At 59.1% G+C, this 1,582-nt stretch carries 1 protein-coding gene and 2 pseudogenes; 1 reads left to right on the forward strand and 2 read right to left on the reverse strand.

What is annotated here, in order from left to right; translation table 11 throughout:
* Positions 1-393: pseudogene (locus AC30RD_RS09105) on the reverse strand (hypothetical protein); the annotation flags it as partial.
* Positions 394-405: 12 nt separating this feature from the next.
* Positions 406-1,266, reverse strand: a pseudogene (locus tag AC30RD_RS09110) (SLC13 family permease); the annotation flags it as partial.
* Between the two features lie 21 nt (positions 1,267-1,287).
* Between AC30RD_RS09110 and AC30RD_RS09115 the strand changes: the two are divergent.
* Positions 1,288-1,582 (forward strand): BPTI domain-containing protein (locus AC30RD_RS09115; protein ID WP_489494213.1); only part of this gene is annotated, 295 nt, incomplete at its 3' end.

Below are 1,582 nucleotides of genomic sequence, written 5' to 3' on the forward strand. Positions count from 1 at the left end.
CAGCCCCGCGCCGATGATCATGACGGCGATGATCGAGATCACCGCATTACTGGAGAATCCGTCGAACAGATGTTCCGGTGGCACCAACCCTTTCTCCAACCCGATCCAGGGCGCGAAGAGGTCAGTCAGCCCGAGCACCACCATGATAGTGACGGCGGCAATGTCCACATCGACGATTTCAAAGGCAAACAGATAGATGGTCAGCAGCAGGATCATGCCGACCCTGACGATCTCCGGGTTGGTGCCTTCGTAATAGAGCGCGATGGATTCCAGTACGATGATGGCGAATGTTGCCAGCACCTTGCGGATCGAGCGCTTGGGCGCATCTTTCCTTCGCTCTTTCTTTCTTGTGTCTGGCGTTGCCGGGTGGACGCTGGTCGATGAGTCTTGCATGGTCTTTTCTCCCTAGTACAACAATGACATGACGATCATCATGACGATCAGGAAGAGCCCAGTCATGATACTGCCGGCGCGAACGAAATCAGGTACGCGGTAACCTGCCGGTCCCATGATCAATGCATTGACCTGATGGGTGGGGATCAGGAAGGAGTTGGAGGTGGCGATCGCAACGGTCAGCGCGAACACAGCCGGATCGGCGCCCACGCCCAGTGCAATATTGACCGCGAGTGGTACCAGCAGCACCGTCGCCCCGACATTCGACATGACCAGCGTGAAAAAAGTCGCCAGCGCAGCCACGGCGGTTTGAATGATCCAGACAGGCATGTCGCCCACGATGGCAAGTGTCTGATCGGCGATCCATTTGGCCGTGCCGGTCTGCTCTACCGCCAGTCCCAGGGGGATCAGGCTGGCGAGCAGAAAAACCGTCTTCCAGGAAACCGCTTTGTAAGCCTCCTCGACCTTGAGGACGCCGCTCAGCACCATGCCGACAGCGCCAGTCAGTAGCGCCACCGACAGACGGATGTCGGAAAACAGCACCATCGACAAGGCGATCAGGAAGAACAGCAACGCCCAGCCAACCTTGTGCGGGCGAAGTTCCTCATGTGGGTATTCAGTGGTGACGACGACAAAATCGCTGTCGTTTTCCAGTCGGGCCAGGGCCTCCCAGGCGGTATGGACCACCAGCGTATCGCCAGCCTGCAGAGGCATGTTACGGATATCATCGCCTTCCAGCAGCGTCTCGCCATCACGATGCAGAGCAACCATGGCGATGCCATAGGTCTTGCGCATCCAGACATCACGCGCGCTTTTGCCGATCATCGACGAGCCGGGCGGGATCACGATCTCGGCAATACCGGCATTGGTCTCGGCCAGCTCATTGGCGAAGGTGTGCATTTCGGCACGTTTCGTCAGCGCGTACCGATCAACGAACTGGTCGAGGTCGCGCGGATCGCTGGCGACTGGGACGACGTGATCGGCAACATCGTGACCGATGTCTGTCCGGCGCTCGGAGCGTGCTGTACGACGGAGTGTGTCGCGCAAGCGTCCGAGGTTGACTGCCTGCGCTTCGCAGGCACGTGGTACGGCGAAGGCTCAACCTGCGCTGACATCGTCTGCGAAGGCGGTGGCGGCAACGATGATTGTCCGACCGACATCAACGGTGATGACGTCGTGGGCGTGGACG

Source organism: Nitrosophilus sp., assembly GCF_982775275.1.